Origin of the sequence: Solibacillus sp. (genome assembly GCF_040273735.1) — a bacterium.
Taxonomy (GTDB): Bacteria; Bacillota; Bacilli; order Bacillales_A; family Planococcaceae; genus Solibacillus.
Window position 1 is genome coordinate 26,440 of record NZ_JBELZM010000023.1, and the last position, 16,675, is coordinate 43,114.

Annotated in this window: 19 protein-coding genes; 3 read left to right on the forward strand and 16 right to left on the reverse strand. The window is 38.8% G+C overall.

Annotated features, from left to right (window positions below; all coding sequences use genetic code 11):
* The first annotated feature begins 195 nt into the window (after positions 1-195).
* Complete coding sequence (locus tag ABS917_RS17250; protein WP_350480157.1) at positions 196-435, forward strand: YuzB family protein; 240 nt, start codon at positions 196-198, stop codon at positions 433-435.
* Between the two features lie 23 nt (positions 436-458).
* Here ABS917_RS17250 and ABS917_RS17255 read toward each other — a convergent pair whose 3' ends face one another.
* Together ABS917_RS17255 and ABS917_RS17260 are read right to left on the reverse strand one after the other, a co-directional pair.
* Entirely contained in the window at positions 459-1,223 is a 765-nt protein-coding gene (locus ABS917_RS17255) for a TIGR01457 family HAD-type hydrolase (RefSeq protein WP_350480158.1), read from the reverse strand.
* Positions 1,223-1,675: a DUF86 domain-containing protein gene (locus ABS917_RS17260; RefSeq protein WP_079524179.1), complete on the reverse strand. Its 453-nt coding sequence runs from the start codon at positions 1,673-1,675 to the stop codon at positions 1,223-1,225. Before ABS917_RS17260 ends, ABS917_RS17255 begins: the two co-directional genes overlap by 1 nt.
* Before the next feature lie 91 nt (positions 1,676-1,766).
* Between ABS917_RS17260 and ABS917_RS17265 the strand changes: the two genes are divergently transcribed.
* Complete coding sequence (locus tag ABS917_RS17265; protein ID WP_008408657.1) at positions 1,767-2,033, forward strand: DUF3055 domain-containing protein; 267 nt, start codon at positions 1,767-1,769, stop codon at positions 2,031-2,033.
* Positions 2,034-2,073: 40 nt separating this feature from the next.
* Here ABS917_RS17265 and ABS917_RS17270 read toward each other — a convergent pair whose 3' ends face one another.
* The 13 genes from ABS917_RS17270 to ABS917_RS17330 form a co-directional block, all read right to left on the reverse strand.
* On the reverse strand, positions 2,074-2,421 hold the full coding sequence (locus tag ABS917_RS17270) for a YutD family protein (protein WP_340732945.1): 348 nt from the start codon (positions 2,419-2,421) through the stop codon (positions 2,074-2,076).
* Positions 2,422-2,575: 154 nt separating this feature from the next.
* Complete coding sequence (lipA, locus tag ABS917_RS17275) at positions 2,576-3,487, reverse strand: lipoyl synthase (protein WP_350480159.1); 912 nt, start codon at positions 3,485-3,487, stop codon at positions 2,576-2,578.
* Between the two features lie 112 nt (positions 3,488-3,599).
* Complete coding sequence (gene yunB, locus ABS917_RS17280; protein ID WP_251690080.1) at positions 3,600-4,370, reverse strand: sporulation protein YunB; 771 nt, start codon at positions 4,368-4,370, stop codon at positions 3,600-3,602.
* Positions 4,371-4,412: 42 nt separating this feature from the next.
* The gene (locus tag ABS917_RS17285) at positions 4,413-5,516 is read right to left on the reverse strand and encodes an HD-GYP domain-containing protein (protein WP_350480160.1); all 1,104 of its coding nucleotides are present in this window, start codon (positions 5,514-5,516) and stop codon (positions 4,413-4,415) included.
* Positions 5,517-5,579: 63 nt separating this feature from the next.
* A complete protein-coding gene (locus tag ABS917_RS17290) occupies positions 5,580-6,944 on the reverse strand; it encodes a bifunctional metallophosphatase/5'-nucleotidase (protein ID WP_350480161.1) in 1,365 nt (454 codons plus the stop codon).
* A gap of 25 nt (positions 6,945-6,969) precedes the next feature.
* The gene (locus tag ABS917_RS17295) at positions 6,970-7,821 is read right to left on the reverse strand and encodes a DUF72 domain-containing protein (RefSeq protein ID WP_350480162.1); all 852 of its coding nucleotides are present in this window, start codon (positions 7,819-7,821) and stop codon (positions 6,970-6,972) included.
* A gap of 203 nt (positions 7,822-8,024) precedes the next feature.
* Positions 8,025-9,857 carry an adenylyl-sulfate kinase gene (cysC, locus tag ABS917_RS17300; RefSeq protein WP_350480163.1) on the reverse strand — a complete coding sequence of 611 codons (1,833 nt, stop codon included), beginning with the start codon at positions 9,855-9,857 and terminating at the stop codon, positions 8,025-8,027.
* A 1-nt stretch (position 9,858) separates the two neighbouring features.
* Positions 9,859-10,758, reverse strand: coding sequence for a sulfate adenylyltransferase subunit CysD (gene cysD, locus ABS917_RS17305; RefSeq protein WP_350480164.1), 900 nt, complete (start codon positions 10,756-10,758; stop codon positions 9,859-9,861).
* Between the two features lie 59 nt (positions 10,759-10,817).
* Positions 10,818-11,519, reverse strand: a complete 702-nt coding sequence (locus ABS917_RS17310) for a phosphoadenylyl-sulfate reductase (RefSeq protein WP_350480165.1) — start codon at positions 11,517-11,519, stop codon at positions 10,818-10,820.
* Positions 11,520-11,532: 13 nt separating this feature from the next.
* The gene (locus ABS917_RS17315) at positions 11,533-12,606 is read right to left on the reverse strand and encodes a sulfate/molybdate ABC transporter ATP-binding protein (RefSeq protein WP_350480170.1); all 1,074 of its coding nucleotides are present in this window, start codon (positions 12,604-12,606) and stop codon (positions 11,533-11,535) included.
* A 6-nt stretch (positions 12,607-12,612) separates the two neighbouring features.
* Positions 12,613-13,494: a sulfate ABC transporter permease subunit CysW gene (cysW, locus tag ABS917_RS17320; RefSeq protein WP_350480166.1), complete on the reverse strand. Its 882-nt coding sequence runs from the start codon at positions 13,492-13,494 to the stop codon at positions 12,613-12,615.
* Positions 13,495-13,506: 12 nt separating this feature from the next.
* Positions 13,507-14,343 carry a sulfate ABC transporter permease subunit CysT gene (gene cysT, locus ABS917_RS17325; RefSeq protein ID WP_350480167.1) on the reverse strand — a complete coding sequence of 279 codons (837 nt, stop codon included), beginning with the start codon at positions 14,341-14,343 and terminating at the stop codon, positions 13,507-13,509.
* 29 nt (positions 14,344-14,372) lie between these two features.
* A complete protein-coding gene (locus tag ABS917_RS17330; RefSeq protein ID WP_350480168.1) occupies positions 14,373-15,392 on the reverse strand; it encodes a sulfate ABC transporter substrate-binding protein in 1,020 nt (339 codons plus the stop codon).
* 385 nt (positions 15,393-15,777) lie between these two features.
* Between ABS917_RS17330 and ABS917_RS17335 the strand changes: the two genes are divergently transcribed.
* Positions 15,778-16,092, forward strand: a complete 315-nt coding sequence (locus ABS917_RS17335; protein ID WP_350480169.1) for a thioredoxin family protein — start codon at positions 15,778-15,780, stop codon at positions 16,090-16,092.
* A gap of 46 nt (positions 16,093-16,138) precedes the next feature.
* On the opposite strand, the gene ABS917_RS17340 is transcribed toward ABS917_RS17335, so the two are convergent.
* Positions 16,139-16,282, reverse strand: a complete 144-nt coding sequence (locus ABS917_RS17340) for a hypothetical protein (protein WP_340716084.1) — start codon at positions 16,280-16,282, stop codon at positions 16,139-16,141.
* Positions 16,283-16,675 lie beyond the last annotated feature (393 nt).

Here is a 16,675-nt window from a genome sequence, read left to right on the forward strand (position 1 = left end):
TATAACTGTTTGTGATAAGTTTCACAATATGTTAAATGATATTTTGTGAATTTATTCACATAAGTTTTTTATTACCCTATTTTATTTATTTTGTTGCAATTGAAGTGTATTCAAACATGTGGTCAAAGATATTAAATCGGAGAAATTGACGTTCGCAGCAAAAAAAAGTAGGATTGCTAATAGTGAGGTGACAACATGTTAAATCCATTAGTCGAATTTTGCATCAGCAATCTAGCAAATGGCGCGCAACAAACATATGAACAACTGGAGCAAGATCCTGATATTGATGTATTGGAATATGGCTGCTTAAGCTACTGCACGAAATGTGCCGAAAACTTTTATGCCGTTGTTAACGGGGATATAGTTGAGGCGGACACTCCAGAAGAGCTGACGACGCGCATTTATAAATATATAGAAGAAAATCCGATGTGGTAGACGACCCACATCGGATTTTTCCTTTATTTAAAAAGTTCCATCAAATTTTCTACACAATACGTAGGAAGCTTGGCTTGCTGTTTTACAATCTCAGTAGGAGTAACTCCCGTATTGACATGAATTGTATCACAGCCGAAGTTTATACCACATAAAATATCGGTATCATAGTTGTCCCCTACCATGACCATTTCGCTCTTTTCAAAGTGATGCTCATCAGCAATGATCTGCAGCATAACCGGTGATGGTTTCCCTACAAAGGTCGGTGTAACCCCGGATACATTTGCTACTAATTGAACAAATGAACCATTTCCCGGAGTAAAACCCGTTTCATTCGGAAATTTAATATCACCATTTGTTCCAATTAGCTTCGCGCCCTTCTGAACATAGTCACATGCTCTTACAAGTTTCTCATATGAGATTTGACGGTCAATCCCCATTACAAGAACATCGCTCTGCTCATCGGTAATCTCTAATCCTTGTTCGATTAAAGCCGTGCGAATGCCAAGTTCACCGACAACATTCACTTTTTTATTTGCACTCATCTTAGCTACATAGGCTGCCGTTGCAAGCGAGCTTGAATAAATATGATCGAGCGGTGCATCTACGCCAATATCTTGTAAAACCTGCTGCAGTCGTTCGCGGGTTTTCGATGAATTGTTCGTTAAATAATACGGCTCAATTCCTTCATCCTGTAGAAGGTGAACAAATTTCACGGCAGTATCGATCGCTTCTTTCCCCCGATAAATTGTCCCGTCCAGATCAAAGCAATACGCTTTATACGGGAACATTATGCCTCATCCTCTGGTAAAAATGCTGAAACTGGTCCTAATTCATTCGTTAAGTAATCGTGAACTTTTGGTGAGAATTGCTTTAGTATATTTAAGTTTGCTGTTAATACATTTAAAATTTCTTCACTATCTACAGCGATAAATTCACGAACGATCATTTTTCGTAAGCCGACAACCGCCTTTAATGGTGCATCCATCTCTTCTGTAATCACTTTTTCATCAACGAAAATATCGATAATGTCTTCGTAGCTTCCAGGATCACGCATAATAAAGCCGTCAATCACTAAGTTCCCTACATCCATCATCGCTTCCATTACATTATGGCCGATTCGTTGTAATGCCAGTTTATGAATATCATCTGCCAACCAGTTCTCAGTGGATTCAAAGATCGCCAGTAACTCGTCCAAGTGTGCTAAGTTGTTTGTAATTTTATTTCTATCTACGAAGTACATAGATAAAGCCTCCATTCAATCAATAAAAGTTGATAGTGTTTTCCTTTATATAGTACCATATTCTATAGAGATGGAAGGGGTACAAAACAAAATGGAACGATTTTTCTTATATGATGATGTAGAAGATACAAAAACGCGCTTCGTCAGCTTTGCCGGAAAAACTCAGCGTTATGATTTAGCCATATTGCAAAGTAGTCGATTTTTCGGAAAAGTGCTCGTTCTTGATATTCAATTTGGCCGTTTTGCCATTATTGGAGCAGATGATGTGGAAGAACCTGGGTATTTAGAGCATGTATACAACCGTACAGAAGAAGAGACGGAAGACTTACGTGAATATTTACGTGAACTATTAAGCTAAAAAAAGAGGGGGCACTATAAGGCGCCTCCTCTTTTGTACGTTATTCAGCTGATTCAACCGGCTCTTCTGCCTCAGTTTGTTGTGCAACGATTTGTTCTTTCTTTTGTTCTTGTGCACGGCCTGTTTTTTGAAGTATAAAATAGGCGCATCCAAAATTACAATATTCGTACAAATAGTCTTGAATCGTACTAATTTTTGTATCAAACGTGGATTTTTGATTTTTATCATCAAAAAATCCTTTTAAACGTAGTTGACCGTAACCCCAGTCCCCTACAATATAATCATATTTCGATAAAATATCTGAGTATCGTGCGATAAATGCATCTTCTTGAAAACCTTCACGCACATTTTCGATCACTTCATAAGCATACCCATCTGCAATAATCAAACTAGACACCACCTATCTATTTCCATGTTAATGAATATTGAACATGAAAGCAATATTCACAACAAATTTTGTAGGTAAATATGGTGAAATCAGCTATAGTCCGTCTTTCGGCGAGTGTTATGATGCCCGCATAAATAAGTTAAACGTCTATTTTCTACAATGTAACACTTGATTGTTTTGCTGCATTCACTTGTTCATCCGCATGGTAACTACTGCGTACTAATGGACCTGCTTCACAATGACTGAAGCCTTTTTCCATAGCGATTTTACGCAGCTTGCCAAACTCGATTGGAGAGTAATATTTTTTTACTGGCAAATGTTTTTTTGTCGGCTGTAAATATTGGCCGATTGTCATAATATCAACATTGTTTGCACGCAAGTCGTCCATTACTTCATAGATTTCTTCTAACGTTTCTCCTAAACCAATCATTAAAGAAGATTTTGTAGGAATATTTGGCTGCATTTCTTTTGCTCTGCGTAAAAACTCCAGTGAACGGTCGTATGTCGCTTTTGCCCGAACACGTGGTGTCAGACTGCGTACTGTTTCGATATTATGGTTTAAAATGTCCGGTTTTGCGTCCATTAATATGCGTAAACTTTCTTCACGGCCGCTTAAATCGGATGGTAGTACTTCCACAGAAGTTAACGGGCTTTTACGGCGGATTGCACGCACCGTTTCTGCCAGTACTTCCGCGCCTCCGTCTTTCAGGTCATCACGTGCTACCATTGTAATAACAACGTGTTTTAAATTCATTAACGCAACAGAATCTGCTACGCGCTCTGGTTCAGCCAAGTCCAACTCATTAGGCAAACCTGTTTTAACTGCACAGAAACGACATGCACGCGTACATACAGAACCTAAAATCATCATTGTTGCTGTACGACGTTCACCCCAGCATTCATGAATATTCGGGCAGCGAGCTTCCTCACATACCGTATGCAAGTTATTGTCTCGCATTAATTTTTTTAATGCTTTGTATTCGTCATTGGTATTTAGCTTAATTTTTAGCCACTCCGGTTTGCGTAAGTGTTCTTCCCTAGGATTAGTTGGTTTACAAGCTGTCATATCATTTACTCCCCTCACTCAAATGCTACGATGTTCTGATGTCAGAGTATCATATTAACAACTTTCCAACAACAGAGTATTCTTATAATTTGAATTTATCATAATTAAGTTATTATTCGTAAGGGATTGGTACTTCGATAGACGGCTGTGCCCCTTCACCTGCACTATAGATATGCGGCACTGTTCCTCGGACTAAACCAATTGCTATCGGGATTTTCTGTTCGACCGATGCAGATTTACTGGCAAATGGCACGATAATTTGTACATTTACTCCAATAAGTAAATTTACTTCTACAATTGCATTATTTATGCCAAATTCACTTACTGTTGATTCAACATTACTGCTTACATTCCCAATAATATGAAAACGAATCGGTATTTTCGGCCCTAAATTCCCGATAATCGGAAGGTTTAAAGCCTGCCCTAACGGTACGAAAAATACGATTCCATCCCCTGCTTCCATTTTCCCTACGTCATATTCTACATTTTCCAGATTCGGCAAATGTGATAAATCTCCATTTTCAGCCTGCTCTAAATACTCTTTTACTAATGCTGTTGTTTCTGCCCGTACTTGGTTAATTATTTCCGTATTAAATTTTGTCGTAATCATATCGTCTGATTGGGTCGGTAAATCGACGATGACATCATTTACATCAAGCACACTTGATGTTCTGGAATTAATTGCTTTACTTACAACATACGAAGCAACTTTAAATGTTTGGACTTCGGCGTACTGTAAATAGGTTGGCATTAATCTATCATTGATAACATATATACTAAAACAAACCATACCGACAATACTGACGATAACGATTGTTACGGCATTATGCATTTTGCCCTTTTTCCTGCCATAGGAATTCCACTTTCTTTTACGAAAACGCAAAAAAAATCCTCCTTCCCATAAAATATGAGATGGAGGATTTTTCTATTCTATATTTTCATCAAAATCTACATCAACTTTTTTGATGTGGACTGTCGGGTAATCACTTAAACATATTTCATAAGTAGCACCCAACATTTTGCCGTTTTCCTGGAAAACACGTATCCAGGGACGTGTCACATCAACAAGATTTTGCTTTGATACAATTCCACGCCGTCCATCTGACAGCAACACAATTGATCCATTTGCGAAATGGACAATGCTACGTCTAAATGCCTCCATTACCTTTGCATCAAACTGCTTTCCATCGCCTCTACCAATAATCGCTATCGCTTCAGACGGCAACATTTTCTTCCGATATATCCGATTCGACGTCAACGCATCAAATACGTCTGCAACAGCGATAATTTTTGCAAACGGATGAATTTCACTGTTAACAAGTCCCCGTGGATAACCGCTTCCATCAATCCGTTCATGATGTTGAAATGCGCAATGTGCTACAAGCAATGATACTGAATGTAAATTACGTAATAAGTCAAACCCGTAACGGGCATGATTCTTCATCTCTTCGTATTCTTCATCGGTTAAGTTACTCGGCTTTAATAGTATATCAGGTGATATAAGCAGCTTGCCCACATCATGTAAAATAGCCCCAATCCCAATTAATCGTATGTCTTCGTAAGAATAGCCCATTTCTTTAGCAATCGCGATTGAATACAACGCTACTTGGAATGAATGCTGGTAAATATATTTGTCATACAAATAAGCATCAGTCAGAACCATTAATACTTCTTCGCTGTTAATTATGGCATTCATAATATCATCGACAATTAAGCCGATTACTTTGGACTGTTGATCCAGTACAAAGGAGGCCTGATCCCGTTTAGCTTTTTTCACATTTTCGAACGATTTCGCCATATTTTTAACGGCTTCCATTCTTTTTAACGGTACGATTGTTTCTTCTATTTCAATTCCGGCTGATAGTTTGTCATCAATGTATAAATAATGAATATTCAGCTCTCGCAGCCTTTCAATAATTCGGCCAGTTACAACGACATCTTTATGAAGCAGTGGATGACCTGCTTCATTCCAAATAGTTCTGCCGACTGCCATACCTTCTTTCAAAACATTTATCGATATTAATCGCATCTATAAATTTCTCCATTCTACTATTACGTTCATTATATAATTGGAAAGTGGCTTTTGGGAAATTTACTGAAACTTATTCATACAATAATTTTTAAAGACATCCCGGATAAATTCCGGTAGAATATATTGTTTTTTCGCATATTTAAAGCTTGGGAAGAAATAACCGAACGTAAACAGATCCAGTGTTGCTAATCGGTAGATCCGATCTGGCTCCATGAGTTTCCCGTTAATATATAACTCACGCTGCTTCGTCATCTCAATACCATAATTCAATATTTTTCCGAAGATTACGCCCCTAAAACCAAGGCCTTTTAATTCAAGACGTGGCCATTCTTCATTTTCGGATTGAGTGAAAATTTCCTTTAATTCATTGCCGGTTATTTGCACGACACATATATTTATCGGATGGGGGAAAATTTTATGAATATCATATGTAGAAATTAGTCCTTTACGCAGCGGTTCGACAAAAATTCCAGCATTGAACATGACACAATCCGCTTCTGTATAATCATACATACACTCTGCAAATAAATCCGATAATTGGGAACGGTGAAACCATTCTTTATTGTATGGTTTCGTTAATGTGAAAATAGGTTTTTCCAATATAGCCTTTGCTTCTTTTTGAATATTGGACAACCACTGCTCTTCTTCTTCGACAGTTGGTAAAAGTGCGTTTTCAAATAATTGATCTGATTTTTCTACTAATTTCCGGGACACGTGGTCAAATTCCATCGTCAACTGTCCGGTATACTGCCCAAATTTCCCGCCTCCAGTTAATAGAACATTGTTTTCCACTTTACCTTTTTCAAACACATGATGTGTGTGCGCGCCGAAAATCACATCGATAATCGGACATTCCTGTGCCAGCAATTCATCTTCGGTAATCCCTAAATGTGATAAACAAACAATGATATCCGCCTGCTCTTTTAATTCAAATGCCAGTTTTACAAGCTCTGTACGCGGATTTGTTACGTTCCACCCAAGTTCCTTATAGAAAAGGTCGAACGGAGCAGTCGCAGCTATTACAGCGATTTTTGTGCCGTACCGGGTAGTTAATATTGTATAAGGTTTCATCCACCGGGGATTTTCTTCTGATTGTGAATATAGATTTGCAACAACTACCTCGAACTTTGCATCATCATATAACTGATAGAGCAAATCATAGGAGAGCGTTATACCTTCGTTGTTTCCCATTGTCACAACATCATAATCGGCATCATTCAACATTTTGATATTCCCCTTACCAAGTGTTGCCTCTGTATATAAATTAGAACGATCCAAATGATCTCCTAAATCGACCAAGAAGCTAGTTTCACCTTTTCCGGCAAGTATTTGACGTTGTATTTGAATAAACGACTGACTGCGCTTCCAGTACGTAAAATGACTATGCAAATCATTCGTATGGAATATATGAATTACTTCTCGCACTTTTGCATTGCCACCTCACTCTACGTTATTCTTCAAAAAGACCTAATTGCTTTGGCGCTAAACCATCAAATTCAAGGTCAAGAATTTGCTGCATTCGTTTTGCATTTTTTGCTGCATGCCCTCCAGAATTATTATTAAATAATACGAAGACGTGTTTTGATTGTTGTGCCAAAGATTTTACTTCCTCTGCAAGTTTCTGCAGTTCTTCTTCATTATAATCATATAAAAACCGCACTTTGCGCCAGTTTTCCCCATGTCCTATATTTCGCCATCCATGAACATTGCGCCCATGAATACGTACGAGCACCTTCTCACTAGTAGCAATTGGTACAAAAGGAGCGGAGCCGCTTCCTGCCTGCGGTTCATCACAAACTGTATGAATCAACTGATTGTCTTTTAAAAACTGCAGTGTCTTCTCTTTCATTTCCGGACTGTACCAAGTTTGGTTTCGAAACTCAATAGCAATAGGATACCCTTGTAATTGTTGCTTTATATAGCGGATATATTGAACATTTTTCCCTTGGCAGTCAAACCATGGTGGAAATTGAACTAGTATCATTGCAAGCTTACCGTGCTTTTTAAATGTATCTGCACAATTTCGGAATGCGTTGAACATATCATTTTTCGTCTCAAATGGCAGTTCATTGCGTAAATGACCGGTCATGCCCTGATATGCCTTCACGACAAATTGAAAGCTATCCGGTGTATCCTTGCACCATTTCTCTACATTTGCCGGTGAAGGAATCGCATAAAAGGACGTATCTAATTCTACGACAGGGAAATGCCCGCTATAATCGAATAATTTATCTTTTGCTGCAGTAACTTCACTATATACTTCCGGGTGATCTCCCCAACCAGTTAAGCCGATTGAAATCATGGTTTTCTCCTCCCGTTTATTTTACATCAAATTATTCTTCTTCGGTTTTTACATAATAAAAGTTGTCTATTAAAATTTATTAAATAAACCGATTGTCTACCCCTTATTTCTTATACCCTAAATAAAGCAGTATAGAAATACTAAAATAAAAAAGGGAGTTAGTCCATTGGTATTTACACCTTCCAGGACAACTCCCTTTATTACTATAATAATTTTTTTTGAATTAGCGCGATAATTTCTTTCACTAAGTAATCTGTTGCCTCTTCGATCGAACCATTACTTGTATCAATGACAATATCCGGATTCGTCGGGATTTCATATGGACTGGAAATACCAGTGAAGTTTCGGATTTCATCTGCGCGTGCTTTTTCATACAGACCTTTTACATCACGCTGTTCACACACATCCAATGGTGTACTCACATAGATTTCAATATAGTTATCACCGATAATTTGCTTCACCTTTTGACGCTCTTGTTCAAAAGGTGAAATAAAGGAAGTAATCGTAATTAAACCGGCATCATTCATTAGTTTTGAAACTTCCGCAACACGGCGTATATTTTCCGCACGTCCTGCATTGTCAAAGCTTAAATCTTTATTTAACCCAAGACGTACATTATCCCCGTCTAAAAGCATTGTATGGTACCCTAAAACGACAAGTCGCTTCTCCACCTCATTCGCAAGTGTTGATTTACCAGAACCCGATAGTCCCGTAAACCAGAAAGTAAATGGTTTCTGATGTTTTTGTTCAGACCTTACCTCACGCGTAATATCTGTATGCTGATAGATGACATGATCATTATTCGTCAGCTCTTCTTTTATGACGCCACATGCAGACGTCATATTTGTTACTCGATCAATTAAGATGAAGCTGCCAAGGTCTTCATTTTCACCGAATAAATCAAATGCGACCTTTTCAGCCAATAAAATATGACAAGTAGCTAACTCATTCTTTTCGATTCGTTCCGCTAAAATATCCTCGCCTGTATTGATATCAATTTTATGCTCAATGGATACAACTGTTCCCGGAATCGTCTTTGTTCCAATTTTTACGAAATAGTTTTTTCCCGGAACTAAAGCCGCATTATCCATCCATAAAATTTGAGCTGAAAACGAATCTGCAATGCTGATCGTATCTGCTGTCGTTAAAACGCAACCTCGCGACACATCCACTTCACGGTCTAACTGGATCGTTACGGGACTGCCGTCATTTGCTGAAGCAACTTCTTTATTCGTTACGAGAATACTTTTGACTTTCGCTCTCTCGTTACTTGGCAGTGTTCGGATTTCATCACCTATCGCAATACTACCCGACATTTGCCCTTGGAATCCCCTGAATGTATGATCCGGTCTACTAACACGCTGTACGGCCATTTTGAAATGTTGCTGCGATTTTTTTGTAACCGCTACAGACTCCAGATATGGCAGTAAAGCCAGTTCCTTATACCATTTTGTATTTCCCAAATTCTGCGTCACATTATCTCCGTTTGTAGCAGACACTGGAATCGCCTGGATACTTTCAAAATCGAAAGCCTCTGATAATTGTAGGAATTCTTGTTTGATTTCATTAAATCGCTGTTGATCAAAATCAACTAAGTCCATTTTATTGACCGCTAGTACGATATGTTTTACACCCATTAACGCACAAATCCGCGTGTGACGTTTTGTTTGTGTGATAATTCCTTTGGTCGCATCCACTAATATAACAGCCAAGTCAGCGAATGATGCGCCGACCGCCATATTGCGTGTATATTCTTCATGGCCCGGTGTATCCGCTACGATAAATGAACGCTTATTCGTAGTAAAATAACGATAGGCAACATCAATGGTAATTCCTTGCTCACGCTCGGCGATTAATCCATCAAGAAGCAATGAATAGTCAAGTTCACCGCCACGGCTTCCTACTTTACTTTCCAGCTCCAATGCCTTTTCCTGATCGGCAAATAATAACTTTGCATCATACAGCATATGCCCGATTAATGTGGATTTGCCATCATCTACACTACCGCATGTAATAAATTTCAATAAACTTTTCATCTTAGAAATACCCCTCTCGCTTACGTCGTTCCATGCTGCCTACAGCTTCCTGATCAATTACGCGAGTAGTACGTTCTGATGTCACAGCACCTAATGTTTCTTCTATGATTTCATCTAAAGTACCCGCATCGGATTCTACGCCACCTGTTAACGGGTAGCAGCCCAACGTACGGAAACGTACTTTTTTCATTTCAAGTTTTTCATGTGGTTCAATACGTAAACGATCATCATCAACCATCACATAATTACCTTCCCGATATACAACAGGGCGCTCTTTCGCAAAATATAATGGCACAATATCGATATTTTCCTGACGAATATATTGCCAAATATCTTTCTCTGTCCAGTTTGAAATGGGAAAGACACGAATGCTTTCCCCTTTGTTAATTTTCGTATTAAATAGCTTAAACATTTCCGGACGCTGATTCTTCGGATCCCATGCATGGTTTTTGTTACGGAAAGAAAAAATACGTTCCTTTGCCCGAGATTTTTCTTCATCACGGCGACCACCGCCAAATGCAGCGGTAAACCCGTATTTATCCAGACCTTGCTTAAGACTTTGTGTTTTCATAATATCGGTATAAGCTGCACCATGATCTTGAGGGTTAATATTTTGAGCAATACCCTCTTCATTTTTATGAACGATCATTTCAATACCGAGTTCTTTTGCACGGCGATCACGAAACTCGATCATCTCTTTAAATTTCCATGTTGTATCAATATGCATAAATGGAAACGGCGGTTTTTCCGGATAGAATGCTTTTAATGCTAAATGCAACATTACCGAACTGTCTTTTCCGATTGAATAAAGCATTACAGGGTTTTCGCATTCTGCTGCTACTTCTCGAATAATATATATTGCTTCTGCTTCTAGTTGTTCAAGATGTGAAAGTTCTTTCATTTACAAAATCCTCCTAGCTACTCTTTTATATCGCAGTAAAAGTTATTCATCATATGTTGTTATCCATGTAACCCACATTCGGTCTTTCCTTGGCCCTGCCATCTGCCTGAGCGTAGATCTTCCATTGTAAATGCCGGCTTTGTGCAATGTTCGCACCCTATACTCGGATAACCATTGTCATGGAGAACGTTATACGTTAATTCATGCTTGGATACATAACGCCATACATCTTTCCAAGTCCAATGAATCAACGGACAGATTTTTACAGACTGAAAGCGATCGTCCTTGTTGATAAACTGAACATGCTTTCTTGTTTCGGACTGTTCATGACGTAGCCCTGAAATCCATGCCTTCGCTCCAGTAAGCACCTCATTCAACGGATCAAGTTTACGTATTTTACAGCACTGATTTGGTGCGGTTTCCCAAAGTCTATCCCCATATGTCTTCTCTTGTTCCTGTAGTGTCAGTGCAGGCTTTTTCAAAATAATGTTTAGAGTCGGATATTTTGCCTTAACACGTTCAATTGTTTCATACGTTTCTTTAAAATGAACATCTGTATCTAAAAAGACAATTTGGGCATCCGGCTTAACCTTTGCAATCAAATCAATTAGAACAATGCCTTCAATGCCAAAGCTGCATGCATATACAATCTCTTCCCCGTATGTTTTATAGCTCCATTCCAATACTTGAAGAGCTCCTTTAAAATCATCCTCATGATCAAAAGTTACGCTCTCTTCTCTCCAGTTGTCATATGTCAACAAAATGGTTCCCCTCCTAAATTACAAAATCTTCAGGAATGAATACTTTCATTTCCTTCGGGCTGACATAAACGAGTTCCCCGAGCTGCAATTGCAAAAGCTCATACTCTTCTCTGCTCAGCTCTACTTCTACATAATTGTCGCTGTCTTCCCTTTTCATCTCTATATACCAAGTAGGACCGATCGAATGCATAAAGATAATCGTTGCAGGAATTGCTTCATCGCTATAATTTTGACGTTCAATTTTCAAGTGGTATGGACGGACATAACCGACTGCTTGAATATCGGTTGCGTGTAAATAATCAGGCGCATCCAGCTGCGTAGAACCAAACTGTAATTTCCCTTGATTCAGGCGCCCATGAAACAAATTCACACTTCCTAAAAAGTCATAAACAAACGGTGATGCGGGTTTGTCATATACTTCCGACGGGGAACCTAGCTGCTCGATTTTCCCTTTGTTCATAATAACAATGCTGTCTGCTACATCTAGTGCCTCTTCCTGGTCATGTGTAACAAATACACTTGTTACTTGAATTTCGTTGTGTAATTTGCGTAACCAGCGACGTAACTCTTTTCGAACTTTTGCATCGAGTGCTCCGAATGGCTCATCTAACAGCAACATTTTAGGCTCTACTGCCAATGCCCTCGCTAACGCGACACGCTGTCTTTGGCCTCCTGACAACTGGGAAGGATAACGGTTTGCAAAACCGCTCAATTTTACTAATTCCAACAATTCATTTACCTTTTTCTCGATCATTTTCTTCGGTGGTCGTAAGCTTCTTTTTCTCACTTTTAAACCAAATGCTATATTTTCAAAAACCGTCATATGTTTAAATAATGCGTAATGTTGAAAAACAAACCCTACATTTCGCTGATTGACATGCAGTTCACTTAAATCCTGCCCGTCAAACAGAATTTCTCCTGTATCAATTGACTCCAGACCAGCGATCATGCGAAGGAGTGTCGTTTTCCCAGAACCAGACGGACCTAGTAATGCAACGAGTTCACCTTTCGGAATCGTTAAATTGATATTGGATAATGCTTCAAACGAACCATAATGTTTCGTTACATTCCTTATTTCAATCGACATCGTCATTCACCTCTCCTTATACTTTTGTTCTTTTTCCGTTCTCCACTCAACCCATGATTTTATAATCAATGTTACGAGCGCTAATAATGACATGAGTGAGGCTACAGCAAATGCTGCTGTAAATTGATATTCGTTGTACAGAATTTCAACATGTAATGGCATCGTATTGGTCATTCCTCGTATACGACCTGAAACAACAGATACGGCACCAAACTCACCAATTGATCTAGCACTACACAAAATCATGCCGTATAGCAGCCCCCATTTAATTGCCGGGAGCGTCACATGCCGAAACATTTGCCAACCATTCGCACCAAGGGAAACAGCGGCTTCCTCTTCAGCAGTTCCCTGTGCCTGCATGACAGGAATAAGTTCCCGGGCAACAAATGGCAACGTAATAAACAACGTGGCAATGATAATACCCGGTACAGAAAAGAGAAGTCGAATTCCCCAGTCCGTTATGAAAGTACCAAGCACACCGCTCGGACTTAATAATAGAATAAATACTAACCCTGCGATTACCGGTGAAACAGCAAATGGTAACTCAATAATCGATAAAAGCACCTGTTTTCCTTTAAACTGAAACTTTGTAATACACCATGCTGCCGCAATCCCAAAAATCGTGTTCAACGGGACTGTAATGACTGTGACAAGCAGCGTTAGTTTAATTGCTGAAAGGGCATCACGGTCTGTAGCTGCCGCAAAGTATACCGCTGCACCTTGTTCAAATGCCCTAACAAAAATAAAAATTAGGGGTACTAACAGAAATAAAATCAAATATAAAAACATTAATGAAATTAGTGTGCGTTTTATCCAGTTCCCCCGTCCCTTCTTTTTGCTTGCAATATGTCCATGATTCTTTTCGGATTCCCTTACGTTTGTGACCATTGATGCCACCTCCTATTCATTGTGCAATTCATGCTTCCTGCTCCATTTTTGAAGCAAATTAATAATTATCAAACATATAAATGAGATCATTAGCATGACGACTGCAATGGCTGTCGCGCCTGCATAATCAAACTGCTCGAGCTTCGTCATAATCATTAGTGGAACAATTTCCGTTTTCATGGGCAAATTCCCCGCTATAAAAACGACCGAGCCATATTCCCCTAACCCACGGGCAAATGCTAATGAAAATCCGGCAAGTACTGCTGGTAAAACTTCCGGGAAAATGACATTTATGAATGTTTGGCGTTTTGTGGCACCTAAACTATTTGCCGCTTCCTCTACTTCATGCTCCATATTCTCCAATACAGGCTGGACCATCCTGACAACAAAAGGCAAACCGATAAACACTAATGCAATCATAATTCCCAGAGGAGTAAATGCTATTTTAATACCGAAGCTTGCAAAAAATTGTCCAAACCACCCGTCCTGTGCATACAAGGTTGTCAGCGCAATTCCTGCAACAGCTGTCGGTAATGCAAACGGCAAATCAATCAGACCATCAATGATTCGTTTTCCAGGAAACGTGTAACGTACAAGTACCCAGGCAATGATAAAACCAAATATAGCATTTAGGACTGCAGCGCCCAATGCTGTCAAAAACGATATTTTATAGGCATGAAGCATTCTTTTACTTGTTACTATTTGCCAAAATTCAGTCCACCCTAATTTGGAGGATTCGATAAAAATCATAGACAGTGGAACTAGAATAACTAAACTAATATAGAATGTCGTAATTCCTATCGAAAGGCCGAAACCCGGCAGTACGTTTTTTTTCTTATTTTTTTTCATTTCGTCACCACCTAACTAAATATCCTACGTTATTCATAGATCGCATCAAAAATGCCGCCATCTGCAAAGTGCTTTTCATGGGCCTCTTTCCAACTCCCGAACTTCTCATCAATCGTAAATAGCTCGATTTCGGGAAACTGATCTTTATACTTCGCAGCGATCGTTTCAGAGCGCGGTCTATAATAGTTTTTCATTGCGATTTCCTGACCAGCATCCGTATATAAATAATCGATGTACGCTTCGGCAACTTCTCTTGTACCTTTTTGGTCTACAATTCGATCGACTACTGCTACAGACGGTTCGGCAAGAATACTTACGGAAGGCGCGACAATTTCAAATTTGTCATGCCCTAATTCATCCAATGCCAGAAACGCTTCATTTTCCCAAGTAATGAGTACATCACCGATATTCTTTTCAACAAATGTTGTTGTTGAAGCACGTGCACCGGAATCCAGTACTTCTACCCGCTTATAAAGATTGCTGACGAATTGTTGAGCCTTCGCTTTATCATTGTTATATTTTCCCAGTGCAAATCCGTAAGCAGCTAAATAGTTCCAACGTGCCCCTCCTGAAGTTTTCGGGTTTGGTGTAATGACAGAAATGTCTCCTTTAATCAAGTCATCCCAGTCTTTAATCCTCTTTGGATTTCCTTTTCGCACTAAAAATAATATTGTGGACGTATAAGGTGCCGAGTTATGTTCCAGACGATTTATCCATCCCTCTTCTATCAGGTTCTTTTCTTCGATTGCATCAATGTCATAAGCTAATGCAAGTGTTACTACATCGGCATCCAAGCCGTCTATAACAGAGCGCGCTTGACTTCCGGAACCTCCATGAGATTGGTAAATGACTACTTCCTGCCCTTTTTCCTGTTCCCAGTATTCTGCAAATTGTTTATTAAATTCTTCATATAGCTCTCTTGTTGGATCATAGGAAGCATTTAACAACTTAATAGAATTTCCGTTTCCGGATGCATTTCCACAAGCGGTTAAAATGGATAAAGCCGCAACAATCAAAACTATACGCCTTACCGTTTTTATTTTTTTCATAAGCGATGCCCCCTACATTAAAGATGAATGTGCAGTTTTTTAAAATTTTTAATGATGAGTGTTATGAGTCCTTCTAAACAAAAGAAAAGCTGCCCGTCTCAACAAAGTATATTCTTCGTTAAGTCGAGCAGCCTCCAGTTTTCTAGTGAGCTACTTAATTCAAAGTATTCTAATAGGTATTATATTATTTTATAATACTTATTTTGTCAATACAATTATTAGATTTTTCTGTATTTATGATATTAGTAGCAGTTGCTTTAGTTATTTTTTCTTCAATCAAACATTTGCAAACCTTTTACCTGTCCATCATAATAAACGTAGGTAGCTCCTCGCTTTCTAAAATGCGATGCGCTAAATATTTATCTCTTGATCAGGAGGCTTTTCCATGCAAACATTACAATCAATCGAACAGTTTAACGAATTTAAAAACAGATTCGCAGTTATTTTCGAATTTACAGCGGACTGGTGCGGAGATTGTCGTTTCATTGATCCGTTTATGCCGGAAATTGTTGAAAAATTTCCGGAATATAAATTCGTTAAAGTGGACCGCGATAAGTTTTTGGATTTATGTATTGATTTAGGAATTATCGGTATTCCTAGCTTTTTAGCTTATGAAAACGGTACTGAGCTTGGACGTTTCGTAAGTAAAGACCGTAAAACACAGCAGGAAATCGAAAACTTCATCTCCAACTTAAAATAGAAAAAAGCTTCAAACGCATAAGTAGTCGTTTGAAGCCATTTTAATATTATTTAATAATACCTTCATGCTCTTCGTTTTTCATAATCTTACCGTTCTTCTTTTCCCCTAACGCCCAAAAAGTGAGTGCTACCGCAACTACAACTACAGCACCAGGAACCCCTAAAGCTACTGGCCAAAATAAGTTTTCCATTTTTGTCGCCCCTTTATATACATTCTCTAAATCCATTATTCCATCTAATACAATTAATGTAAACGTATACTCCGCGCTTTCTGGAATCTTTCTATTAAAGTTGTTTATTTCTTCACGAATTCAACACAATTAGAACAAAAGCGCTAAAACGCCCGTTCAACTCCGACAGCCATTGGAGGGCCCGACGCAAAAGTAAATGCTTCACCACTTTTGCACGGAGGGATCGAAATGGCCGAGGAGTTGGCGCTTTAGCCTAGACGTAGACAGTCGTTTAGTTCAAAGTTATCCATAATGCCAAAACCTATTGTTTCCTTAACATAAAAAAGCACCTGTCTCCAATAAATTGGAGACAAGTGCCTGGATAAAAATTATCCGATAGAACCTTCCATCTCG